Source organism: Photobacterium sp. MCCC 1A19761 (assembly GCF_037389125.1).
Lineage (GTDB): Bacteria > Pseudomonadota > Gammaproteobacteria > Enterobacterales > Vibrionaceae > Photobacterium.
Genome location: NZ_JAZGTF010000001.1, coordinates 181052 through 201674, shown reverse-complemented (window position 1 = coordinate 201674; position 20623 = coordinate 181052). Strand labels below are relative to the sequence as shown.

Annotated in this window: 20 protein-coding genes and 1 other annotated feature; of the genes, 7 read left to right on the top strand and 13 right to left on the bottom strand. The window is 56.4% G+C overall.

Annotated features, from left to right (window positions below):
- Nucleotides 1–237: 237 nt before the first annotated feature.
- Nucleotides 238–1695, bottom strand: coding sequence for a cardiolipin synthase (gene cls / locus VV869_RS00865; RefSeq protein WP_337733138.1), 1458 nt, complete (start codon nucleotides 1693–1695; stop codon nucleotides 238–240).
- A 356-nt stretch (nucleotides 1696–2051) separates the two neighbouring features.
- Here cls and VV869_RS00860 point away from each other — a divergent pair, with 356 nt between their 5' ends.
- The 4 genes from VV869_RS00860 to VV869_RS00845 all read left to right on the top strand — a co-directional run bounded on the left by VV869_RS00860 (nucleotide 2052) and on the right by VV869_RS00845 (nucleotide 5721).
- Complete coding sequence (locus VV869_RS00860; RefSeq protein ID WP_337733137.1) at nucleotides 2052–3386, top strand: sodium-dependent transporter; 1335 nt, start codon at nucleotides 2052–2054, stop codon at nucleotides 3384–3386.
- Nucleotides 3387–3528: 142 nt separating this feature from the next.
- Nucleotides 3529–4215 (top strand): TIGR01621 family pseudouridine synthase, encoded by a 687-nt coding sequence (locus tag VV869_RS00855; protein WP_337733136.1) that lies wholly within the window; start codon nucleotides 3529–3531, stop codon nucleotides 4213–4215.
- Nucleotides 4216–4385: 170 nt separating this feature from the next.
- Entirely contained in the window at nucleotides 4386–4592 is a 207-nt protein-coding gene (locus tag VV869_RS00850; RefSeq protein ID WP_337733135.1) for a hypothetical protein, read from the top strand.
- A 160-nt stretch (nucleotides 4593–4752) separates the two neighbouring features.
- Entirely contained in the window at nucleotides 4753–5721 is a 969-nt protein-coding gene (locus VV869_RS00845) for a class I SAM-dependent methyltransferase (RefSeq protein WP_337733134.1), read from the top strand.
- 70 nt (nucleotides 5722–5791) lie between these two features.
- On the opposite strand, the gene gspS2 is transcribed toward VV869_RS00845, so the two are convergent.
- From gspS2 to aroF, 11 genes are all read right to left on the bottom strand, one after another.
- Nucleotides 5792–6178 carry a type II secretion system pilot lipoprotein GspS-beta gene (gene gspS2 / locus VV869_RS00840; RefSeq protein WP_337733133.1) on the bottom strand — a complete coding sequence of 129 codons (387 nt, stop codon included), beginning with the start codon at nucleotides 6176–6178 and terminating at the stop codon, nucleotides 5792–5794.
- A 24-nt stretch (nucleotides 6179–6202) separates the two neighbouring features.
- Nucleotides 6203–6502, bottom strand: a complete 300-nt coding sequence (locus VV869_RS00835; RefSeq protein ID WP_337733132.1) for a YciI family protein — start codon at nucleotides 6500–6502, stop codon at nucleotides 6203–6205.
- A gap of 132 nt (nucleotides 6503–6634) precedes the next feature.
- Complete coding sequence (gene yciA / locus VV869_RS00830) at nucleotides 6635–7033, bottom strand: acyl-CoA thioester hydrolase YciA (protein ID WP_337733131.1); 399 nt, start codon at nucleotides 7031–7033, stop codon at nucleotides 6635–6637.
- A 308-nt stretch (nucleotides 7034–7341) separates the two neighbouring features.
- Complete coding sequence (locus VV869_RS00825; protein ID WP_337733130.1) at nucleotides 7342–8595, bottom strand: dicarboxylate/amino acid:cation symporter; 1254 nt, start codon at nucleotides 8593–8595, stop codon at nucleotides 7342–7344.
- Between the two features lie 411 nt (nucleotides 8596–9006).
- Nucleotides 9007–9816, bottom strand: coding sequence for a tryptophan synthase subunit alpha (trpA, locus tag VV869_RS00820; protein WP_337733129.1), 810 nt, complete (start codon nucleotides 9814–9816; stop codon nucleotides 9007–9009).
- Nucleotides 9816–11006 carry a tryptophan synthase subunit beta gene (gene trpB / locus VV869_RS00815; RefSeq protein ID WP_337733128.1) on the bottom strand — a complete coding sequence of 397 codons (1191 nt, stop codon included), beginning with the start codon at nucleotides 11004–11006 and terminating at the stop codon, nucleotides 9816–9818. Before trpB ends, trpA begins: the two co-directional genes overlap by 1 nt.
- A gap of 11 nt (nucleotides 11007–11017) precedes the next feature.
- The gene (trpCF, locus tag VV869_RS00810) at nucleotides 11018–12388 is read right to left on the bottom strand and encodes a bifunctional indole-3-glycerol-phosphate synthase TrpC/phosphoribosylanthranilate isomerase TrpF (protein ID WP_337733127.1); all 1371 of its coding nucleotides are present in this window, start codon (nucleotides 12386–12388) and stop codon (nucleotides 11018–11020) included.
- A gap of 2 nt (nucleotides 12389–12390) precedes the next feature.
- Nucleotides 12391–13401, bottom strand: coding sequence for an anthranilate phosphoribosyltransferase (gene trpD, locus VV869_RS00805; RefSeq protein WP_443147280.1), 1011 nt, complete (start codon nucleotides 13399–13401; stop codon nucleotides 12391–12393).
- 65 nt (nucleotides 13402–13466) lie between these two features.
- The gene (locus tag VV869_RS00800) at nucleotides 13467–14072 is read right to left on the bottom strand and encodes an aminodeoxychorismate/anthranilate synthase component II (RefSeq protein ID WP_337733126.1); all 606 of its coding nucleotides are present in this window, start codon (nucleotides 14070–14072) and stop codon (nucleotides 13467–13469) included.
- Nucleotides 14073–14082: 10 nt separating this feature from the next.
- Nucleotides 14083–15663 carry an anthranilate synthase component 1 gene (locus tag VV869_RS00795; RefSeq protein WP_337733124.1) on the bottom strand — a complete coding sequence of 527 codons (1581 nt, stop codon included), beginning with the start codon at nucleotides 15661–15663 and terminating at the stop codon, nucleotides 14083–14085.
- Nucleotides 15660–16673: a 3-deoxy-7-phosphoheptulonate synthase gene (aroF, locus tag VV869_RS00790; protein ID WP_337733123.1), complete on the bottom strand. Its 1014-nt coding sequence runs from the start codon at nucleotides 16671–16673 to the stop codon at nucleotides 15660–15662. The genes VV869_RS00795 and aroF overlap by 4 nt, the downstream gene beginning before the upstream one ends.
- A 67-nt stretch (nucleotides 16674–16740) precedes the next feature.
- Nucleotides 16741–16834 (bottom strand) — a sequence feature (Trp leader region).
- A 116-nt stretch (nucleotides 16835–16950) separates the two neighbouring features.
- Here aroF and rnm point away from each other — a divergent pair.
- From rnm to rluB, 3 genes are all read left to right on the top strand, one after another.
- Nucleotides 16951–17844 carry an RNase RNM gene (gene rnm, locus VV869_RS00785; protein WP_337733122.1) on the top strand — a complete coding sequence of 298 codons (894 nt, stop codon included), beginning with the start codon at nucleotides 16951–16953 and terminating at the stop codon, nucleotides 17842–17844.
- Nucleotides 17841–18461 (top strand): L-threonylcarbamoyladenylate synthase, encoded by a 621-nt coding sequence (locus tag VV869_RS00780; protein ID WP_337733121.1) that lies wholly within the window; start codon nucleotides 17841–17843, stop codon nucleotides 18459–18461. The genes rnm and VV869_RS00780 overlap by 4 nt, the downstream gene beginning before the upstream one ends.
- A 207-nt stretch (nucleotides 18462–18668) precedes the next feature.
- Entirely contained in the window at nucleotides 18669–19676 is a 1008-nt protein-coding gene (gene rluB / locus VV869_RS00775) for a 23S rRNA pseudouridine(2605) synthase RluB (protein WP_337733120.1), read from the top strand.
- A gap of 132 nt (nucleotides 19677–19808) precedes the next feature.
- On the opposite strand, the gene VV869_RS00770 is transcribed toward rluB, so the two are convergent.
- Nucleotides 19809–20579: a YciK family oxidoreductase gene (locus VV869_RS00770; protein WP_337733119.1), complete on the bottom strand. Its 771-nt coding sequence runs from the start codon at nucleotides 20577–20579 to the stop codon at nucleotides 19809–19811.
- Nucleotides 20580–20623 lie beyond the last annotated feature (44 nt).

The following is a 20623-nucleotide window of genomic DNA, read 5'->3' as shown; positions in this document are numbered from 1 at the left end:
ATTAATAAGGATTTTTTCGCGGTGGGAACAAGTGTTGAAAGCAAGACTTTTACGGAAGCGTTAAAACATTTTTATTATTGAATGAACTGGTTGACGTATTTTTATGGATATTTTTGATCTAAAAATACGTCAACCCTGGTGGTAAATATTTTCATATGCCGAATGTGCATATATTCGCCAGAGCACGATCCGTCAGAGCACGATCCGTCAGAGCTCGATCCATCAAAGCCCAATCCGTCAAAGCAGCGGGCTGAACATATAAAAGAATTGCTCAAGCAGTTTTTGGATCACCGGGCGTTTTTCCCACTCTTTGAGCCGCATATGGCTGGAATCCTGAATATAGTCCTGCTGAAGCTGGCTGAGCTGGCGGGTGAATGCCGGGTTATCAATGGTCAACGTCACCTCGAAGTTCAGCCGCAGGCTGCGCATGTCGAGATTGACCGTGCCGATCAGGCAGTGGCTGTCATCGATCACCACAGATTTGGTGTGCAGCAGGCCGCCATGGAAGCGGTGAATGTGAACCCCGGCCGAGAGCAGCTCGGTAAAAAATGACCGGCTGGCCCATTCCACCATCAGCGAATCGTTCTTGTCCGGAATCACAATATGAACATCAACCCCCCGCTGGCTGGCACTGATCAATGCATGGTGCAAGTGCTCGCTCGGGATAAAATAGGGCGTGGTGATCACAATGCTGCGGCGTGCCTGATAGATACTGAGCAACAGCGCCTGGTGGATGATTTCGTCCGGCATCCCCGGACCGGACGGGATCACCTGGATCATATCTGAATCATGATCCGGCAGATTCGGCGCACACTGGGGCAGCGGCGGCAAATAACGCTGGCCGGTTTCCACTTCCCAGTCCCAGGCCTGAATGCCGCTCAGGACAGCGACGGCCGGGCCGGTGACCCGGACCATGACATCAATCCATTGGCCGACACCGGCATCGGTTTTGAAATACTCGGGATCGACCAGATTCATCGAGCCGGTGTAGGCGATCTGGTTGTCGATCACAATGATTTTACGGTGCTGGCGTAAATCGAGCCGACGGAGGAACATCCGAAGCGGCGACACGGCCAGCGCCTCGACCACTTCAATCCCGGCCTGGCGCATCAGCTTGGGCCAGTAGCTGCGGAAAAATCGCATGCTACCGGCGGAATCGAGTAGCAGCCGTACGGAGACCCCGCGTTTGGCCGCCATGATCAGTGCGGTGGCCACTTCATCGGCTAAGCCGCCCGGATGCCAGATGTAAAATTCCAGCTGGACGGCATCCCGGGCCTGATTGATGTCTTCGACCAGTGAGCGCAGGATTTGCTTGGGGCTGTTTTGCAGGCTCAGGGTATTGCCGGAAAGAGCCGGGATCCCCAGGCGGTTTTCGCACAGTTCGCTGATCGGGCTTGCGTGGGTGCTGATCGATTGCGGCTGGTGGCCGGGGCAATCATTCAGGCTGCGGAACCAGACCCCAAAAGGCCGAAACATTTCCCGGGCTCGCTCGGCACGCTTTTTCCCCAGGTTCAGCTCACCAAACAGCAAATACGCGATGACCCCGCCAATTGGGACGATATAGATGATCATCAGCCAGGCCAGTGAGACACCGACCACCCGGCGCTTGAAGACGATCCGAAGCGTGACCGCTGCAACCGCCAGCCAGTAGAGCAGGACGCCAGCCAGTGCGAGTGCTTGGTAAAATTGTTCCATGTAAGTGTTTTATCAGCCAAATTGGGAGTTCATATGAAGCTTATTTTGCATTGAATCGGTCAGAATGCCAGTGGAATTGCCAAATGGTGCGGATGAAGGAGGATGAAATGACTTTTCCGCATAAAACGGTCAAAAATGGCGCTTATTTGCTCAAAAAAACGGCAAAGACGGGAAAAGGTTAGTGATAGATCAAAAATTTAAACTGCGGGTCTGACATTTTATTCTTTTACTGATTTACTTGCCAATATTCAGGGTGTGACAGATACTTCTAATCTGTACAAAATATTTTACACCTTTGGCAATGCAAACCATTGAAACAACAAGCACGATGATTGTTTAAGCAAAAGAGAAGCGGTATGGCAAGTGGATCAAGAGCGCATTTCAGTTCACGTCTCGGTTTTATTCTGGCAGCAGCCGGCTCTGCGGTCGGTCTCGGGAATATTTGGGGCTTTCCGACACAGGCGGCCAGTAACGGCGGGGCGGTGTTTCTATTCGTCTACCTGATCATGGTGTTTGCCCTGGCGTATCCCTTGTTGGTGGCCGAGCTGACGATTGGCCGTTACGGCAATGCCAACCCGATTAAATCGCTGCGGGCGGTCTGGCCGCAGCAGCGGGGGATCGCCACGCTGATGGGGATTGCCGGGATGATCGCGGTGTCGATGATCCTCAGTTTTTACGCCATTGTGGCCGGCTGGTTGTTCGGCTTTCTGGTGGGGCCGGTGCTGGATGCGATTGGCATGACTCAGGCGGCTGAGTGGCTGGAATCTTTCAGTGCCAGCCGGAATCTGGTCCTGATGATCGGCTTTATGCTGTTGACCATTTTAGTGGTGCGCAACGGGGTTGCGAACGGGATCGAGCGCTGGTCAACCCGGTTGATGCCGCTCCTGCTGGTGCTGTTTGTGGTGATGGTCGGTTATATCCTGACCCAGCCGGGGGCAATGGACGGCCTGAAGATGTTCCTGGTACCGGATCCGTCGCATTTCAGCCCGAAGCTGGTGGTCAGTGCCATGGGGCAGGCCTTCTTTTCTCTGTCGCTGGGCGTATGCTCCATGATGGTGTACGGCTCTTACATCCAGAAAGATGTGAATTTGCCGAAAACGGCTGCCCAGGTGGCGCTGCTGGATACCGCGGTGGCTTTTATTGCCGGTCTGCTGATCCTGCCGGCTATGTTCGTTGCGCAGCATAACGGGGTGGAAATCTACAGTGAATCCGGCGCGCTGCTGTCTTCTGATACCCTGGTGTTCAGTGTGCTGCCGGCGATGTTTGAGACCATGGGCGGGGCGGGACTGTTTATCGGGGTGCTGTTTTTTGTGCTGATGGTGATTGCCGCACTGACGTCGTCGATTTCGATGCTGGAAGTCCCGGTGTCGTGTGCCACGGAAGAGCTCAAACAAGATCGGAAAGTGGCGGTGTGGTGGATCGGCGGCTTGATCACCCTGTTCTCTGCCCTGATTGTGTTTAACTTCGGTGAGTTGTTCGGGCTGGTGATTTCCCTGACGACGGAATACGCCCAGCCGATCCTCGGCATGATGTTTGCCCTGCTGGTGGGGTGGGTCTGGAAGCGTGACAAAGTGCTGCAGGAGATCCGCGAAGGGTATCCTGAGCTGGAGCAGGGCCTGTTCTGGAAAATCTGGCCCTGGTATGTCCGGGTGGTGTGCCCCATCCTGATGCTGATGGTGTTTTTCGCCTAACGCTCCCGATGCTGACAGCGCCGCTTGCAGGGTTGCATCCCGCAAGCGGCTTTTTTGTGCGTGCTCGCCGAAGCACTGGCATCTGGAGGGTAAAGCTTTATACTGCGCATCCTGTTTGGTTGTTTCACAAGGTTGTTTGGGCATGTTCACACTGGTTTATCAAGATCCTGACTTTTTGGTTATCCATAAGCATCCGGGGGTGAGTGTGCACAAAGATGACAACGCGCAGCCACTGTTGGCGGCCGTTGCGGCGCAGACCGGGGATCAACAACTGTATCTGATCCATCGCCTGGACAAGATGACTTCCGGATTATTGCTGCTGGGGCGGCACCGTCAGGCGGCATCTGAACTGTCGGCCTGTTTTGCCGAACGCCGGGTGGAGAAATTTTATCTGGCCATCGGCAGCAAAAAACCGAAGAAAAAACAGGGCGTGGTGATTGGCGATATGACCCGCTCCCGGCGTAGCAGCTGGAAACTGGAGAGCACGAAAACTAATCCGGCGGTGACGCAGTTCTTTTCGACCGCGGTGGGAGAGGGGCGGCGTCTGTTCCTCTGTAAGCCGTATACCGGTAAGACCCATCAGATCCGGGTGGCGCTGCGCAGTGTCGGCTCCGGGATCACCGGCGATGAGATTTACGGGAGCGAAAGTGCCGATCGCGGCTATCTTCATGCCTATGCTTTGCGCTTTCCTTATCAGGGCGTCCTGCGGCAGTTCATCTGTCCGCCGACATCCGGTGACTTGTGGCAATCCCCGGACGTTCAGTCGGCGCTGCTGACGTGGTCAGCGCCCTGGGAGCTGAGCTGGCCGAAAGTGGCGCTGAAATCATAGGACACTGCGACCCGAGGAACCGGCTGCAAAACAACCCATTGATCCACAGAAATCGGTATAACTTGAAATAATTGGTGCTAAGTGGTTGTACTTTAGCCAATGTCGGTTATTTCCCAGAGGCAGATCACATAAAATGGCGTCCTGGGATTTCACCTAGACTGAGGAACATCATGCGCCTGACCCGCTCCGCATCGCACCGCCTGAGACTGAAAAAGAAAAAATCGATTTCGCGATTCTGGGGGCTGGCATCCTTGCGACGCAGCCAGCAAAAAATGACGTTCCGTGTCAAACGCCAGCAACAGGCGCGCGTGCATGCCGAATATGTGGTGCTGGCCACGCACCGTCAGGCGGAAGAGCAGTTTAAACTCGTCGCCTGAATCTCCTCCCTGAATGACACCAGATCAGCCCACCGTTATCTCTCGCTTGTCGGGTGGGCATCCTTCATAACGTTTCTTGCCTAAATGTCCTCCCCAGACGAGCATTTCACGCTGGCTTAGGTATAAAATAGCGCCCTTCTTTCACTAAGCCTGATCAATTATGGAATTAAGTGCGCTACCGACGCTGGAACAACACCTGCTCAATCAACTGACAACACCACCAACAGAAGTTCGGCGGCTCTTTCACGGCCGTGGTCGTTGCTGGCCGGGACTGGAGCAACTGACGGTTGACTGGCTGTCCGGCCAGGTCTTGGTGTCACTCTTTAAGGAGCCGGATGAGGCTTTTCTGACAGCACTGACTGCCCAACTGACGGCATTGACCAACACGCCGGTATGGCAACAAAGCGGGGCCGTGTCGCTGCTGCTGCAACACCGGGATCGCCCGGGCGCGCCGCTAGACGTCTTGTGGGGTGAGCATCAGGAATATCAGCAGGTAGTCGAAAACGGGCTGACGTTCAAACTGGATTTGGGCCGCAAACAAAACAATGGCCTGTTCCTGGATATGCGTTTGGGCCGGGACTGGGTCAAACGTCACGGGGAAGGGAAACGGGTGCTGAACCTGTTCGCCTACACCTGCGGTTTCTCGGTGGCGGCCATTGCCGGTGGCGCGACTCATGTGGTGAACCTGGATATGGCCAAATCCGCCCTGAGCCGCGGGCGTGAGAACCATCACCTCAACCAACATGATTTGAGCCAGGTGAGCTTTCTCGGCCATGAGTTGTTTAAATCCTGGGGCAAGGTGCGCAAGCTGGGGCCGTATGATCTGATCATTATCGATCCGCCGTCGTTCCAAAAAGGCAGTTTTGCTCTCACCAAGGATTATCAGAAAATTCTGCGTCGGTTGCCGGAGCTGCTGACCGAGCAGGGCCAGGTACTCGCCTGCGTCAATGATCCGGCGGTATCTTCGCGTTTCCTGATTGACGGCATGGCCGCAGAAGCACCGGAGCTGACGTTTGTCGAACGGCTGGAAAACCCACCGGAGTTTCGTGATATTGAGCCCGAAGGGGGACTCAAGGTGCTGCGCTTTACACGCGGTCAGGCGCGCGACCATGCGCGTCGCGAAGCATAATAGAGACTGATAAAAAAACCGCCAGGCGTTGCCGGCGGTTTTCGGGTTCCATCAAGTCGGATGGCCCGTCTTATTTGGTCAGTGACTGGCAGTACTCGGCATACACCGGTTGTTCGACCATGGTCCGGCCCCGCATATCTATGATCAGAATGCGATAGCTCAACCCTTCTGCAAACAGCGGTGTGAGCTCTTCATTGCTGCAGTAACTGGCTGCTGCGTTCTTGGCCGCGACGGACGGCGCCACTTTGCCGCCGCCGCCATAGAGAATGGTCAGCTCAACGGTTTTTTCCCGAGCCTGTGCCTTCATGACCTGGTATTGGCCAATGCTGTTGTACGGCGCTTTGTTGTTAATCGTCGTTGCCCGGCTCTTGGCCAGCGCTTTGGCAACATCATCCTGGTTGGAGGCACAGCCCGCTAACATCAGGATGGCGATTGAAGCAAAAATCTTTTTAAACATCAGTTATCTCAAGAGTCGGCGCGATTACGGCAGCACTTTTTTGAACGGCTTGACGATCACTTTCTCGTAGACCCCGGCTTCGATGTAAGGGTCGGCATCGGCCCAGGTTTTGGCTTCTTCCAGCGAGTTGAATTCAGCAATGACGGTTGAACCGGTGAAACCGGCTTCTCCCGGATTGTCGCTGTCAATCGCAGGCATCGGGCCGGCAACCAGCAGGCGGCCTTGTTCTTGCAGATCTTTCAGGCGGGCCAGGTGTTTTTCACGCACGCTCAGGCGACGCTCCAGGCTGTTCTCAACGTCCTGAGAAAAAATGACATACCACATCTTAGGAATTCTCCCTGTGAAAAATGAAGTTGAAGCTGTTTCAGTGAGATACAGGCATCTTTCGGGTTGGCGGTTATCTTAAAGTAAAAAAAAAGCCCCAGCCAGTGGCGGGGGCTCATTGTGCGCTCAAGCTTACGATTTCTGGATCGGGCGCGGACGACCTTCGCTGTTGATCGCGACATAATTGAAGGTCGCTTCACAGACCCGGTATCGCTCGCCGATGCCGTCGACCGCAACCGGCTTGACCCAGACTTCCAGGCCGACGCTCATCGAGGTGTTCCCGATGCGGGTACACTCGCCGTAGCAGCAGACGACATCGCCGACACTGACCGGCGCTTTAAATGCAATGCTGTCCACGGAGACTGTCACGACACGGCCGCCGGAAATTTCTTTGGCCAGAATCGCACCGGCTAAATCGAGTTGGGACATGATCCAACCGCCGAAGATATCGCCGTTGGCATTGGTATCGGCTGGCATGGCAAGGGTACGGAGCAGCAGTTGTCCGCGAGGAACATGGTTTTCTGTGGTCATGGTTCGGTATTACTATTGGTTGGGAACAGGTTTGAGTGCCATATGGTGGGCAATATCACCGCGGCTGGCAAGGGGTAATACCCATCAAAGTAAGTAAATGAGCAGAAATAGCGCAGGAAAAATGTTTGAGAACAAGGCAGAGTTTTTAGATAAGTAGTTATTCTACAATCAAAAATTCTAACGCAGTTATCGAGCATTTTAACAAGCTAGGATGACCCCTTATTTACTGCGATGGGTATCACTGGGCCGTGCAACGAAAAAGGCTGCGGACAAAGCCGCAGCCAAACAGATCACTGACTGCAAGCGGGTTAGGCGTTTGAAGCCTTTTCGGCCGGTTGCTCAGTGACTTTATCAATGGTGTCGTTAATGATCACGGCACAGGCGGCGTCACCGGTGATGTTCAGCGCGGTCCGGATCATGTCGAAGATACGGTCCAGGGCGAACAGCAACGGCAGGCCTTCGATCGGGATCCCGGCGGACAGCAGTACGGCAACCACCAGGAATGACGGACCCGGCACCCCGGCCTGGCCGACAGCGCCCAGGGTCGAGGTGATGATGATCGCGATATAAGCGCCCATGCTCAGATCGATGTTGAACATCTGGGCGAAGAAGATCGCAACCAGGCCGTAGTAGATCGCATTTCCGCTCATGTTAATGGTCGCGCCCAGCGGCAGGACAAAAGAAGCGGTGGAGTTTTTCACATTCAGCTCGTCTTCACACACTTCCATGGTGACCGGCAGGGTGGCCATGGATGATGCAGTCGACAGGGCGACGGCTTGCGGCTTCTTCATCACCGACAGGAACTTCATCGGCGAAGTGTTGCTGAACAGTTTCAGCATCAGTGGGTAGAAGATAAAGCCGTAGATCAGAATGGCGGCAACATAGACCACAAACAGCTTGAAGACCACCATCAGGGCGCTGAAGCCGAAGGTACCGACGGCATCGGCCATCAGGCCGAAGACACCCAGCGGCGCGATTTTCATCACCACGTTGATCATCCACACCATGGCATCGACAATGGCATTCACACCATTGATCAGCGGGTCGCGACGATCTTTTTCAATTTTGGATAAAGCGATACCAAAGAACAGACAGAACACCAGAATTTGCAGGATATTCGCTTCATTCAGAGACTGGAAGACGTTGGTCGGGATCATGCCCAGCACAGTTGCCCAGAATGACGGCAGGTCCCCTTTGTCCGCATAGGCGTTTGAGAACATGCCTTCAACCCCGGTCAGGTCTACCCCGACACCCGGCTGGAAGACTTCGCCCATGAACAGGGCCAGTGCAACCGCCACGGCTGATGTGAAGCCGAAAAAGCCCAGGGTGGCAAAGCCGACTTTACCGGCCGACTGGCTGCTGCCCAGACCCGCGGCACCGGAGATAATAGCGACGGCGACCAGTGGGATCACCAGCATTTTAATCAAGTGGATAAAAATGCTGCCCAGCGGTGCAAACATGCTGGCTGAGTGGCCCATCATGGCCCCGACCAGCGTCCCGACACACATGGCAATGACGACCTGGACGCCGATATTGCTGAACAGTCCTTTTTCTTTGAACACTTTTAGATACCTCTGTTGTGCTTGTTAGTTCGGTTGGGGTTAAGTGTTGTAATTGTTGTAAATGTTAACCCAATATTTTTGAAGATGTGTTTTTACACGCAATTTTTCGTTTGTTCAATCATTCCTTTCGATATTTTTATCTCATGGCATAGCACGCCGGAATAACTGGCTGATTCCGGCGACTTTGTCACCGGCTACTTTAAGGCGAGGGCGGGGGGAGATCTTTGATCTCATCCGTATTCAGTCGGCTTTTTCGGCCGAAAAATAGACAGTTTTTTCGGGCGATCAAGATAGCGAGGATGATGGTGCCGCCGCCGGATCTGCGGGCAGAAAAAAGCCGCAGGTGAATGCGGCTTGCATGGTTTTCTTGTTTACCCGGTCAGGACGCCCGGCATAGCCGAGGCGAATGGGTTAACCGAGCCGGGTCGCAGCTTTCATCTCCCGGATGAAGTGATGCATCTGGCTGAGCATTTCCTGCGGGTTGTCCAGATGGTTCTCAATCACTTTCACGACCGCAGAGCCGGAAATTGCCCCGGCCGCCCCAGCTCGGATAGCCGCCGAGACCTGTTCGGGTTTGGAAATCCCGAAGCCCAGCAGTGCCGGTGGCGCGTTGTAGGTACGCAGGCTCTCGAGCAGGTGATCAACCGGCATCCCGGCCTGGGTTTCCGTGCCGGTCACCCCGGCGCGGGACAGCAGGTAAGTGTAACCGCCGCTGAGCTCCGAGACCGTTTTGAGGGTGGCTTCATCGGCATTGGGCGGGGCGATGAAAATCGGGTGAATACCGTGCTTTTGCGCTGACTTGCGAAATTCCGCCGAGGTACCGACCGGGACATCGGCAATCAGGACGGAGTCCACGCCCGCTTCAGCACATTGCTGGTAGAAGCGATCGATCCCCGCCGCAAACACCAGGTTGGCGTACATCAGCAGGCCAATCGGCACGTCCGGGTGGTTGGCGCGAATTTTAGCCAGCAGGTCGAAACAGACGGCAGGGGTGGTTCCGGCGTCCAGGGCGCGGATGGTGGCGCCCTGAATGGTCGGGCCGTCTGCCAGCGGATCGGAGAAGGGGATCCCCAGCTCCAGGGCATCAGCTCCCGCTTCAATCAGGGTTTCAATCACCTTCAGGGATTGTTCCGGGGTTGGATCCCCGATGGTCACGAAGGGAACGAAAGCGCCTTCCTGTTGTGCTTCCAGGCGTTCAAATAGTGCTTGATACCGATCCATTACAGCGCTCCCTTTTCTTCTAAAATCGCATGTACCGTAAAGATGTCTTTGTCACCGCGGCCGGACAGGTTGACCACCAGCAGTTGCTCTTTGTCCGGGTTTTGCCGGATCAGTTTCAGGGCATAGGCCAGCGCGTGGGCGGACTCCAGCGCCGGGATGATCCCTTCGCTGCGGGCCAGTTCCTGGAACGCATCCAGTGCCTCATCATCAGTGACCGAACCATACTCGGCACGGCCTGTGGCATTAAGGTGGGCGTGTTGCGGTCCGACTGACGGGAAATCGAGGCCCGCAGAGACGGAATAGGACTCTTCAACCTGCCCGTGCTCATCCTGCATCAGCGGCGCTTTCATACCGAAGAAAATCCCCAGCTTACCGTGCTTGAGCGGTGCGCCGTGCATGTTGGTGTCCAGCCCTTTCCCGGCCGGCTCGACGCCGATCAGCCCCACTTCCGGGTTGTCGATGAAGTCGGCAAACATGCCGATGGCATTGGAGCCGCCGCCGACACAGGCGATCACGGCATCCGGCAGACGACCTTCTTTTTCCAGGATCTGAGCTTTGGTTTCTTCGCCGATGATGCGCTGGAATTCACGGACAATAGTCGGGAACGGGTGTGGCCCGGCGGCCGTGCCCAGCAGGTAGTGGGCCTTGTCGTAGGTCGCCGACCAGTCCCGCATCGCCTCGTTACAGGCATCTTTGAGGGTTGCGGAGCCGGAGTGAACCGGGATCACTTCGGCGCCCATCAGTTTCATTCGGAATACGTTCGGGCTCTGGCGCTCGACGTCTTTGGCGCCCATGTAAACCCGGCATTTCAGGCCCAGCAGGGCACAGGCCAGGGCGGTTGCCACCCCGTGCTGCCCGGCACCGGTTTCGGCAATAATTTCATCCTTGCCCATGCGCTTGGCCAGCAAAGCCTGACCCAGTACCTGGTTGGTTTTGTGGGCACCGCCGTGAAGCAGATCTTCACGCTTGAGATACAGTTTGGTTTTGGTGCCCTTGGTCAGGTTACGGCACAGGGTCAGCGCCGTCGGACGACCGGCATATTCCTGCAGCAGCTCGAGAAACTCCTGTTGAAAGCTCGGGTCCTGCTGGGCCTCTACAAAAGCGGCTTCCAGTTGGTCCAATGCCGGGACCAGGATTTGCGGCACATACTGACCGCCGAATTCGCCAAAATAGGCATCAAGTTTGCTCATTACATCTGTCCTTAATATTTTCTGATTGCCGCAAAGGCCGCTTTTAACTTTTCAGGATCTTTCTTGCCGGGGGCGCTTTCAACACCAGAGTTTAAATCCAGTCCTTTGCAGCCCAGATGCGCCGCTTCGCAGACGTTGTCCGGGTTCAGCCCGCCGGCCAGCATGGTGATTTGCTTTTGCTCATCGGGGATTAGGCGCCAATCGAAAGCAACCCCGGTGCCACCGGACTGGTTGCCAATCTTGCTGTCGAGCAGGTGACGGTCGGCGTTCCATCGTTTGAGATCCGGCATCGTGTCGGTGATGCCGTGGGCTTTCCAGACTTCACAGTCTGTCGGCAGTTGTGCCTTCAGGCCCTGGACGTATTCCGGGGTTTCGTCGCCGTGCAACTGTACCGCTGCCAGCGACAGGGCCTTGGCTGCTTTGGTGACTGCGTCAGGATCGGCATTGCGGAACACGCCGACATACTTGAGCGGCGCACCGCTCATGATCATCCGTGCCTGTTCGATATCCACCTGGCGCGGTGAGCCGGAGACAAAAATCAGGCCGCCGAAGACCGCACCGCTTTGGTAAGCTGCTGCGGCGTCATCGGCATGGGTCAGACCGCAGACCTTATTTTCCCCAAACAGGACGCGGCGCACCGCCAGCTCCAGGTTGTCTTCGGACATCAGCGAGCTGCCGATCAAAAAGCCGTTGGCATACGGGGCCAGCTCGCGCACCTGCTGGTGGGTGTAGATCCCGGATTCGGAGATCACAATGGTGTCTTCCGGAAGTCGCGGGGCGAGGCTTTTGGTCCGGTAGAGATCGATACTCAAATCCCGCAGGTCGCGGTTATTGATCCCGACGACTCTGGCTTTGAGCGCAATGGCCCGTGCCAGCTCAGCGTCGTTGCTGACTTCGGTCAGGATCCCCAGGTTGAGCTGGTCGGCAACCTCGGCCAGTTCGCGGTACTGATCGTCATCGAGGACCGACAGCATCAGCAGGATCGCATCGGCCTGGTAATGACGAGCGAGGTACACCTGGTACGGGTCAATCATAAAGTCTTTGCACAGCACCGGTTGGCTGACCTGGCTTCGCACCCGGGGCAGAAAATCAAAATTGCCCTGGAAGTATTTCTCGTCGGTTAAGACGGAAATGGCGCTGGCATAGCGGTTGTAAACTCCGGCGATGTAGTCGAGGTCGAAGTCTTCGCGGATCAGCCCTTTTGAGGGGGATGCCTTTTTACATTCCAGAATAAAGGCGCTCTGTTCGCCGGATAGGGCGGTGTAAAAGTCACGATCGCTCGGTTGCAACTGGTCGATAAAGCTGTCCAGTGGTTGCTGCGCTTTTCGTGCGGCGACCCATTGTTTTTTGTCCGCGACAATTTTTGCGAGTACGGTTTCCATGATTAACCTCTTGCTGCCAGTTGTTCGACCAGAGTATAGGCCTTGCCCGATTGCATGACATCCAGCGCCTGCCGGGTATTGGCTTTGAGATCTTCCTTACCGAACAGGCGCAGCAGTAGTGCGACATTCACCGCGACGGCTGCTTGTTGGGCCGGGGTGCCTTTCCCGGTCAGGATCTGGGTGATGATCGCCCGGTTTTCTTCCGGCTCGCCGCCTTTGATGGCTTCCAGATCGTAGCTTGCGACGCCAAAATCTTCCGGGGTCAGAGTGTATTCCCGGATGTCGCCATCGATGATTTCAGCCACGGTGGTCGGGCCGTGGATCGCCACTTCATCCAGGCCGCTGCCGTGAACCACGGCGGCGCGCTTCAAGCCCATGCTTGCCATGGTTTCGGCGATTGGGCGGACCAGCGCCTGGTCATAGACGCCCATCAACTCGATGTTCGGCCGGGCCGGGTTAATCAACGGGCCGAGCAGGTTAAAGATGGTGCGGGTTTTCAGGCACTGGCGTACCGGCATGGCATGGCGAACACCGCCGTGATATTGCGGCGCGAACAAAAAGCAAACGCCGAGGTCGTCCAGGGCGGTGCGGGTCTGGTCAGCGTCCATCGCCAGGTTAATCCCGAACTTGTCGAGCAGATCGGAAGAGCCGGATTTGCTCGACACCCCACGGTTGCCGTGCTTGGCGACTTTGACCCCGCACGCCGCGGCCACAAAGGCGGCGGTGGTGGAAATATTGATGGTGTTATGGCCGTCGCCGCCGGTGCCGACGATATCGGCAAAATCATAGTCCGGGCGGGGAAACGGGTTGGCGTTGGCCAGCAGCGCCTTAGCTGCCCCGGCGATCTCGGCCGGGGTTTCCCCTTTGATTTTCAGCGCGGTCAGAATGGCTGACAGCAAGATCGGCTCGACATCGCCTTTAATGATGGCATCGAACAAGGTCTGGCTTTCGGTCTGGGTCAGTGGCTGCTGCTGGTACAGCTTGTCAGCCAGCGTATAAATTGTTGCGTCCATGGTCTCTCTTCCTTACTTCATGATGATGGGGCCATTTCCAAGCCGGCATTTTTTATCCCGTCAGCTTATGCCGCATGATTTGCCGGCTTTGACATCACCCAGTCCAATGTGTGGGTGAGTAGCCGGGCGCCTTGGGTGGTGAGAATGGACTCGGGGTGGAACTGGTAACCGCACACGCGATCGGCGTCCTGGGTCACGGCCATCACCAGGCCATCGACATCCGCGACGGTGGTGAGTGTTTCCGGTACTTCAGTCGCGACCAGCGAGTGGTAGCGGGCGATGGTGAGCGGGCTCGGCAGGTCGCCGAAGACCGCATGGCCGTTGTGGGTCATGGTCGCGGCCTTGCCGTGGACAATCTCACCGGCCCCTTCGACGGTGCCACCGTAGGCTTCCACGATGGCCTGATGACCCAGGCAAATGCCGATCATCGGCACTTTGCCGCGCACGCGCTGGATGAGTTCCGGCATACAGCCGGCTTCTGACGGTGCGCCGGGGCCGGGGGAGAGGACCAGCACCGGGTTGCCTTTCTCCGCCAGGGCCTGCTCAATCTGCTCGGCACTCAGGCTGTTGCGGTAAACGGTCACCTGGCAGCCGAGGGCGCGGAACTGATCCACCAGGTTGTAGGTAAAGGAGTCAAAATTATCGAGTAATACAATATGGGCTGGGCTCATGACGGACTCCTTAGGCAGATGGGGTTAAGGCACAATGTGCCTGACGGATGGCGTTGATCACCGCTTGCGCTTTGCTGCGGGTTTCATCGGCTTCGGCTTGCGGGACAGAATCGTAAACCACCCCGGCCCCGGCCTGGACACTGGCGACGCCGTTTTCGACATAGGCCGAGCGGATCACGATACAGGTATCCATATCGCCTTGGCCGGTCAGATAGCCGACGGCACCGCCGTAGCTGCCGCGGCGACGTTGCTCCACTTCGCGGATCAGCTGCATCGCGCGGATTTTCGGCGCGCCGGTCAGGGTGCCCATATTCATACAGGCCTGGTAGGCGTGCAGGGCATCGAGATCCCCGCGCAGCTGGCCGACCACGCGGGACACCAGATGCATCACATGGCTGTAGCGATCAACCTGAAGCAGGTCGGCAACGTAGCGGCTGCCCGGCTCGCTGATCCGCGCCACATCGTTGCGGGCCAGATCGACCAGCATCATGTGCTCGGCGTTCTCTTTCATGTCACTGCGCAGCTCGAGCTCAATGCGGCCGTCGAGATCGAGGTTGATCGAGCCATCCGGGTTCTTGCCGCGCTGGCGGGTGCCGGCAATCGGATAAATTTCGACCTGGTTGCTGTCGGTGCAGTATTTCAGCGCGCTTTCCGGCGAGGCCCCGAACAGGATGAAATCGGCATCCTGGAGGTAAAACATATACGGACTCGGGTTGCCGGTTTTCAGCTCTTTGTAGGCAACCAGCGGCGACGGGCACGGCAGGGTGAACTGGCGTGACGGAACCACCTGGAAGACATCACCGCGGACTACATGCTGTTTCAGATCCTCGACCTGTTGGCAGAAATCTGGGTCACTGACGCTGGCGAACGGCTCACAGGTATCGAGCAGCGCCGCTTTCGGCAGCGGCTTGGGCTCCAGACACGCTTCTTTAATATGTTGCAACCGGCGGCTGAGCTCGAAATAGCTGGCGGTGTAGTTGTCGCCGCCAAACAGGGTCGCCTGCAGTTTGCCGCGGCGTTTCTGGTGATCAATCACCAGCAGGGTTTCGGCAATATAGAACAGGTAGTCGGGACACTGGTTATCGGCCGGGACGTCGGGCAGGGGTTCAAACCCGGCGACAACGTCATAGGCAAACAGGCCGCCGAGGAACAGGGCTTCGCGCGGATGTCCCTGTGTGTTGAAGGTGTGCTGGATCAGGCGCAGCGCATCAAAAGATGACGTCTGGCGCAACCGGCTGTCTTCATCCAAATGACGTTCGGCTGACGGGAAGTCCAGAGTCAGGCACTGGGGTTCACGTTGGTGGCGCACATCCACGGGTAGTGCTTTGGCGATAGTGCTGAGAACATTCTGGCCGTTATCGCTCAGGGCCTCGAGGCGAACCTGATGGCCGCGACAGACAATCCGCACGGCGGCGTCGACCAACATCAGGCTTTTTAAATCTTCCTTGGAGTCGATCTCGGCCGACTCCAGCAAGAGGTTGTGCGGGCGATCCCCGCAGACGGAGTAGTACAGCTCCGTCGGATCGGCGACATAGGGCACATCCAGGCTCAGCAGCTCCAGTTCGCCGATTTCAATTGAGGTCGTTTTCACAGCGCTCTCCCTGCCGCTTCTACAAACGGTTTTAACTCTTGCATTAACTGCTCAAACATCGGACCGGTCAGTGCCTGGTGGCCGTCAGACAGGGCTTCGCTCGGATTGAGATGCGATTCCACAATGATCCCGTCGGCGCCGACTGCGGCAGCAGCGCGGGACATGGGGATCACCAGCTCGCGTACCCCGGTGCCGTGGCTCGGGTCGACAACGACCGGCAGGTGCGTGCGCTGTTTGAGGTAGGCGACGGCATTGAGGTCCAATGTATTCCTTGTCGCTGTTTCGTAGGTGCGGATCCCGCGTTCACACAGGATAATGTTCGGATTTCCGGCATCAAAGATGTATTCCGCAGCCAGGAGCAACTCTTCGATAGTGGCGGAAAGTCCGCGTTTGAGCAAGACCGGTTTGCCGCTTTCTCCCACCGCTTTGAGCAGGGCGTAGTTTTGCATGTTGCGTGCGCCAATCTGCAGGCAATCCACATATTGGCACAGGGTATCTACCTGGCCCACTTCCATGACTTCGGAGACGGTCGGCAGTCCAAGCTGCAGATTTGCCTGCTGAAGCAGTTTCAGCCCTTCCACGCCCAGGCCCTGGAAGTCATACGGACTGGTTCGGGGCTTGTAAGCGCCGCCACGCAGGGCAACGGCGCCATGCTTTTTCACCATTTCAGCGACGGCCATCAGCTGGGCTTCCGATTCGACCGAGCACGGGCCGGCGATGACCGCAAATTTATCGCCGCCGACGGCCGCATTGCCGAAGCGAACCACGGTATTGTGTGCCTGGACTTCCCGGCTGACCATTTTGTACTTGGTCAGGATTGGCTTGACGGTTTCCACGCAAGGGTAGGCATCAAAATGCAGGGTTTGCAGAATGCGCTCATCGCCCAGTGCGCCCAGGACGATGCGCTCGACCCCCGGCATGTATAGCGGCTTGAGGCCCGCAGCTTCGATACGGTTCAGAATTTCTTGGGCTTGCGCTTCGCTGGCTTGGGGTTTCAGTACAATAATCATGGTCGTCTCTTTCCTGAGTTGGGTTCAGCCGGGTCGACGGCGTTGCATATTTTTTGAATGAATCGGTATAAAAAAGCCCGCAATTTTGCGGGCTTGTGTGTTTGGCCATCAGGCACAGCTAATCACACCACCCGCGAACGGAAGTGCCACCACCAGGAGAAGAAAGCGCAGAGCTGATGATGAAATTGCTGTACCATGTAAATATCCTGTAAGTTGAATACGGGGTAACTGCGTACTAGTAAACTAGTTCATAAATTCAATGTCAAGAAATTCATTTATGTTATTTGATTTACATAGCCACACGACGGCGTCGGATGGCCGCTTATCCCCGGAAGAGTTGGTGAAACGCGCCGTGGCGCATCGGGTGAATGTGCTGGCGATCACGGATCACGATACCGTCGCTGGGCTTGCGCCAGCGCAGCAGGCGATTGACGCAGAAAACCTACCGCTGACGCTCATCAAAGGGATTGAAATATCGACACTTTGGCGAAATTTTGATATTCACATTGTCGGCCTGAATATCGACCCGGAACACCCGGCACTGGTTGCTTTGATTACGGAGCAGGCAGAGCGTCGGGAAGCTAGAGCCGCCCTGATAGCCGAGCGACTGGCGAAACACCGGATGCCGGGTGCACTTGCCGGTGCCAAAGCCCTGGCGGGCGGCGCTACCCTGACCCGGGCGCACTTTGCCCAGTGGCTGGTGGAACAAGGTTATGCCAAGAATATGCAGGCGGTGTTTAAAAAGTTCCTGACCCGCAATAACCCGGGGTATGTGCCGCCGAACTGGTGTTCAATCGCCGAGGCTGTGGCTGCGATCCATGCGGCCGGGGGGCAGGCAGTGCTGGCCCATCCCGGGCGTTATCAGTTCAACGGCAAATGGCTCAAGCGTTTGCTGACCTCGTTTGTTGAGGCCAACGGGGATGCAATGGAAGTGGCTCAGCCGCAACAGGCACCGCAGGAGCGCCGTTTGTTGGGCGATTACGCCATTGAATATAATTTGCTTGCTTCGCAAGGCTCTGATTTTCATTATCCATCACCATGGACAGAGCTGGGCCGTAATCTCTGGTTGCCCAAAGGGGTGACGGAGGTTTGGCAGGATTGGCAAGTCGAGAAGAAGCAAGTGGATGAAGCGACTGCGCCCTCGGCGGAGTCCAGTGAGGAGGAAGAATGAGTCAATTTTTTTACGTTCACCCGGAAACGCCGCAAAACCGCCTGATCACCCAGGCGGTGGCGATCATTCGCAACGGTGGGGTGATTGTCTATCCGACCGATTCCGGCTATGCGCTGGGATGCCAGTTGGAAAACAAACAGGCGCTGGATCGGATCTGCCGCATCCGCCGCCTGGATGATAAGCACAATTTTACCTTGCTGTGCCGGGACTTATCGGAGCTGTCGTTGTATGCCCGGGTCGATAACACGGCTTTTCGCCTGCTGCGCAATAATACGCCGGGCGCTTATACGTTTATCTTTAAAGGGACCAAAGAAGTTCCGCGCCGGCTGATGAACCCGAAACGGAAAACCATCGGGATCCGGGTGCCGGACAATGCCATTGCCCTGGCCCTGCTTGAAGCGTTGGGGGAGCCGATGATGTCGACGTCGCTGATCCTGCCGAACAATACGGTGGCAGAATCCGACCCGGATGATATCCGCGATAAGCTGGAGCATGCGGTGGATCTGATCATCGATGGCGGTTTCCTCGGCGAGCAGCCGACAACCGTGATTGACTTCAGCAATGACACGGTAGAAATCGCCCGGCAGGGTGCCGGGGATCCGGCGCCGTTTCTGTAACGGCGCAGCTGAGCCGTACCTCAATAATCGCCGGGTTGCTTATCCTGGTGGGGCTGCCTACGACAAAGGGGGCTTTCGGTGGTTATGACGGTGTTTATCGGTGGTAACTTCGGCGCGATTTTGGCATAATTCGCCGTCGCTTTAAGCCTGCTTAAAGCAAGTATTGATGATGTTTCGACGCCTGTGAAGGCGACAAAGGTTTGTCTGATGAGTGAAAAATTACAGAAAGTGCTGGCCCGTTCCGGCCAGGGTTCCCGCCGCGAGATCGAACTGATGATCCAGAACGGGCGTGTGAGTATCGACGGGAAGGTTGCCAAATTGGGTGATCGCCTGGAAGATCTGAATGCCCTGGTTCGTATCGATGGCCATAAAGTTGATTTGGTGGCACTTTCTGACGAAGTGTGTCGCGTATTGGCCTATAACAAGCCGGAAGGTGAGTTATGTACTCGTCACGATCCGGAAGGACGTCGTACGGTCTTTGATCGCCTGCCGCGCCTGACAGAAGGCCGCTGGGTGTCTGTCGGTCGTCTGGATGCCAACACCGCAGGTTTGCTGCTGTTTACCACCGATGGTGAGCTGGCGAACCGCCTGATGCACCCGAGCCGCAGCGTGCAGCGTGAATACATGGTTCGCGTGTTCGGCGAGGTGACGGAAGAGATGGTCCGTAACCTGGTGCGTGGCGTGGAGCTGGAAGACGGCAAGGCCCGTTTCGAAGACGTGGTCTACGCGGGTGGCGAAGGCATGAACCATACCTTCTATGTGGTGATCACCGAAGGTCGTAACCGTGAGGTGCGCCGTCTGTGGGATTCACAAGGGGTGACGGTGAGCCGCCTGAAGCGTGTGCGTTACGGCGACATTTTCCTGACCAAAGATCTGCCGCGCGGCGGTTGGATGGAACTGGAACTGAAGGAAGTGAACTACCTGCGTGAAATGGTTGACCTGCCAGCGGAGTCAGAAACCATGCTGACCGTGGAAGGCCAGAAGCGCAAGAAAGGCGTGCGTCAGATCCGTCGTGCGGTGCGTCGTCATGAAGAGCGCGTCAGCGATGATTCGCAGGGACGTCGTGGTCGTAAAGATCAGCGTCGTACGACCAGCCGTCACCAGGAAACGGAAAGTGACAATGCCCAGCAGCGTCGCCGCAAGCCGTCCGGAAATGCGGCGAACCGTCGCAATCCGCTGAAAAACAAGCCGGCGAAGCCGCGTTCACGGAAGTAATCCTTTCGAAAAAACTGGGGTTCTCCCGGGACCATACGAATTAAAAAAGCAGCCAATGGCTGCTTTTTTTGTCGCTGCGGTTTGAGAGGAAGGCGGGATTACCCTCGACCTCTCAAGCCAGAAGCCAGAAGATCAGCTTTCCGCACTTGCCGGTCCCGGCTGACGTTTTGGCTGAGCATCAATACACTGACCGTGCACGTCTTTGCTCTCCGGCCCCATCAGGTAGAGATAGAGCGGCATAATATCTGCCGGGGTTTTCAGCAGGGAAGCATCTTCAGCCGGGAACGCTTTGGCCCGCATGCCGGTTCGAGTACCGCCCGGATTAATGGCATTGACCCGGACATGGGTGTTGCTCAGCTCGTCGGCCAGCACCTGCATCATGCCTTCGGTGGCAAATTTTGAGATGGCGTAAGCGCCCCAGAATGCGCGGCCCTGATGGCCGACGGAAGACGAGGTAAAGAGAATACGGCCGTCCTGGGCTTTCTTGACCAGCGGCATCAATGCCTGAGTCATCAGGAATTGAGCTTTGACGTTGACCTGCATGACGTCGTCAAAAGTATCTTCACCCAGTTGATCGAACGGGCTCAATACGCCCAGCAGACCGGCATTGTGCAGGACCCCATCGAGGTGACCGAACTGGCCTTCAATGGTCTCTGCCATATCCTGGTAGTTCTGCTTGGTTGCTCCCATCAGATCCAATGGGATAATCGCGGGCTGCGGGTATCCCAGCGCTTCAATTTCATCGTATACGGCTTCAAGCTTTGCCACTGTGCGGCCAAGCAAAATAACAGTTGCACCGTGAGCTGCGTAGCTGATGGCAGCCTGACGACCGATACCTTCACCGGCACCAGTTACCAGAATGACGCGATCTTTAAGCGAATCGGCAGCAATTTGATATTCCACGTGTAACTTCCTTATTGGTTTTTTCGTTTTCCTATTGTATTGCG